The organism is Thermoplasmata archaeon (assembly GCA_035632695.1).
GTDB lineage: Archaea > Thermoplasmatota > Thermoplasmata > RBG-16-68-12 > RBG-16-68-12 > RBG-16-68-12.
The window spans coordinates 1-2,974 of sequence record DASQGG010000188.1; the positions used below are offsets into that span (position 1 = coordinate 1).

Consider the following 2,974-nt stretch of genomic DNA (forward strand, 5'->3'; position numbering starts at 1 on the left):
GTTCGCGGACCACCCCGCGATCAGGATGCCCAGGGGCGCCAGGGAGAACGCCGCGAGGATGAACAGAATCCCGAGGTCCAGGTTCGCGACATACAGGCCGCTCGACCAGGGCAGCGCGGCGAAGACCATGAGCGTCGTCCCCGCGATCCACGCAGGTGCGACGTTGAACATCATGGAGTCCGCCGTGGCAGGCACGAGGTTCTCCTTCTGCAGGAGCTTCATCCCGTCGGCCACGTTCTGGAGGTACCCCCAGCCCTTGTGCGTGGGGCGGTCCCTGCGACGGTTGAAGGGCCAAAGGGGCAGGGACCAAATCGAGATCATGATCCCGTAGCGGTCCTGGAGGCGGCTGTACACCTTGCGCTCCACCCACATCATCGTGAGCAGGTTCAGGAGGACCGCCCAAATCGTCATCACGAGGACCATGACGAGCCACGTGAGGGCGGTCAGAACCGGCGGCGAGGCGAGCCATCCGCCGAGCGCATGAAGCGGATCGTTGATCGGCGGGATCACGAACCCGATCGCGTAGAGGATCTGGTCGATGATCCAGATGATCGCTCCCGTCAAGATGTAGCAGGACCCGAAGAGGCTGGGGATCAGGGGGGCGCTCATTTGTCGATCTCCCCCACGCAGACGTCGATGGATCCGAGGATCGCGACCACGTCCGCGAGCTTGTTGCCGCGGAGCATGATCGGCGTCGCGGCCATCGTGCAGAAGATCGGGCTCCGGATCTTCACGCGGTAGGGACGGTCATCCCCGTCGCCGCACACGTAGAAGAGGGCCTCGCCCCGCGAATCCTCGGTCCGCACGTACCCCTCGCCCTCCGCACGCCGCGGGGGCTTCGTCCGGTAGGTGCCCTCCTTGGGCATCTTCTCCAGGGCCTCGAGGATGAGACGGCAGGACTCGCGCATCTCGTTGAAGCGGCAGATGAACCGGGAGTAGGAGTCGCCCGCGTCGGGTCCCTTCCACACCTGGGGCTCGAACTCCAGTTCGTCGTAGACCTCGTAGGGGTCCAACCGCCGGACGTCCACATTGACGCCGCAGGATCGGAGGTTGGGGCCCGTGACGCCCCAATTGATGGCGTCCGCGGCGGAGATCATGCCCACGCCCTGCGTGCGCATGTGGAAGATCTTGGACTCGTGGAGCATCTTCGTGTAGTCGTGGTCGAGCTTCTCGAGGAAGTGGTCGATGCTCCGCTTGCACATGGCATCGAAGTTCTCCGGAATGTCGTTCCGGACGCCGCCGATCCGCGGATAGTTCTGGTTCATCCGCATCCCGGACATGAGTTGGATCAGATCGAGGAACAACTCGCGCTCGCGGAGCGACCAGAGGAGCACGGTGAGCAGCCCGAGGTCGGGACCGTACGCGGCGAGCCACATGAGGTGGGACGCGATCCGCTGGAGTTCGAGGGAGATGACCCGGAGGTACTTCCCCCGTTCGGGAACCTCGACGCCCATCATCTTCTCGACCGCGAGACAATACGCGTGGGACCAGGTGATCGAGGAGACGTAGCAAAGGCGGTCCGTGAGGACGATCACCTTCTGGAACTCTCGCACCTCGGCGATCTTCTCCACGCCGCGGTGCAGGTAGCCGATCTCCGGCTTCGCGTCCGTGATCGTCTCGCCGTCCACCTTGACCTTCATGTTCCAGAGCCCGTGGGTCATGGGGTGCTGGGGCCCCATGTTGATCCAGAACTCGGGCACGTCACTTCCCTCCCTTGAGCTTGCGGCGGCTGATGTACTGCCGGTCGACCTCCTGAGGGAAGTCCTTGCGGAGCGGATGGAACTTGAAATCGTCGTGCAGCAGGATGCGCTTGAGGTTGGGGTGGCCCTCGTACACAATCCCCATGAGGTCCCATGCCTCTCGCTCGGGGAAGTCCGCGGCATGCCAGATCGAACACACACTCGCGATCTTGGGGTCCTCGTGCGGAATCCGCGCGTTCACCTGGACGACGCAACCGTTCGCATAGTTCTCGATGTGGTAGACGCTCTCGTAGTGGTCTTTCCAGTCCACCGCACTGATGCAGCCGAGATGCTCGAACCCCGCGGTCTCCTTCAGGTAGCGGCACACGGCGACGAGGTCCGCGCGATCGATCGCGATCTCGACCAGGCGCGGGCGCACCGTGCGGGCATCGAAGAGCTTCGCGGCAAAAACCCGCTTGAGGTCCCTTAGGACCTCCGCCTCGATGCCTTCGACGGGGCGGCCCGTGATCGCGGGGGCGCTCGCCACGACCGCACTCATATCTGGATGACCTCTTCCTTCTTCAGCGCATACTGCGTGGCGACAAACATGATCGCGAGGAAGAGAATCGGAGAGTAGCGTGCGATGAGGGGCGTGGAGGGGTCAAGGAGTCCGCCCCACGCGAACGCCCAGAGAAGAAGGAAGATCGCGGCGACATCGAAGACGAGGAAGATGAGCGCGAACATGTAGTACTGGAAGTGGAACTCGATCTGGGCCTCGCCTTCGGGCAGCTCGCCGCACTCGTACACGAGGTCCTTGAGCGGAGTGGGGTTGGTCGGGCGGAACAGGCGGGTCGCGAAGAACGTTCCCACGGGGAAAAGCACGGCCACGATGGCGAAAACGACCACTGGTCCATACGTGTCGAGGAGCGCCATCCGCCGCAGGAAAAAAGGTTACCCTATTAAACCTTTGGCGGCCACTCGAGCGAAACGTCCCGATTCTCCGGAGAACGCGGTCATTTTCTCCGGCGCGGCGCTCGACTGCAACCATTTATATTCGGGCGCTCCGTTCAAATCCGTCGATGGTCGACGCGAGGCGCCTTCCGCCGGGGCAGCACACCGTCCGCAAGTGGCCGCGGCTGGATCTCGGCATCGTGCCGCGTTTCGACCCGATGGGATGGGATCTGCGCGTGGACGGGGAGGTCGATGCGCGGCTTCGCCTGACCTACGATGAACTCCTGGCGCTGCCCAAGGCCCACGTGGATTCCGACTTCCATTGCGTGACGGGTTGGACGACG

Annotated in this window: 5 protein-coding genes; 1 reads left to right on the forward strand and 4 read right to left on the reverse strand. The window is 63.6% G+C overall.

The annotated features are described in order from the left end of the window. From VEY12_11855 to VEY12_11870, 4 genes are all read right to left on the reverse strand, one after another. Positions 1-609, reverse strand: a 609-nt coding sequence (locus tag VEY12_11855; protein HYM40811.1) for an NADH-quinone oxidoreductase subunit H, incomplete at its 3' end; no start/stop codon positions are given. Further along, positions 606-1,700: a nickel-dependent hydrogenase large subunit gene (locus tag VEY12_11860; GenBank protein HYM40812.1), complete on the reverse strand. Its 1,095-nt coding sequence runs from the start codon at positions 1,698-1,700 to the stop codon at positions 606-608. The genes VEY12_11860 and VEY12_11855, both read right to left, overlap by 4 nt. 1 nt (position 1,701) lies before the next feature. Further along, positions 1,702-2,238, reverse strand: coding sequence for an NADH-quinone oxidoreductase subunit C (locus tag VEY12_11865; GenBank protein ID HYM40813.1), 537 nt, complete (start codon positions 2,236-2,238; stop codon positions 1,702-1,704). Then, positions 2,235-2,612: an NADH-quinone oxidoreductase subunit A gene (locus tag VEY12_11870; GenBank protein HYM40814.1), complete on the reverse strand. Its 378-nt coding sequence runs from the start codon at positions 2,610-2,612 to the stop codon at positions 2,235-2,237. The genes VEY12_11865 and VEY12_11870 overlap by 4 nt, the downstream gene beginning before the upstream one ends. A 146-nt stretch (positions 2,613-2,758) precedes the next feature. Between VEY12_11870 and VEY12_11875 the strand changes: the two genes are divergently transcribed. Then, positions 2,759-2,974: molybdopterin-dependent oxidoreductase (locus VEY12_11875; GenBank protein ID HYM40815.1), on the forward strand; the 216-nt coding region annotated here is incomplete at its 3' end.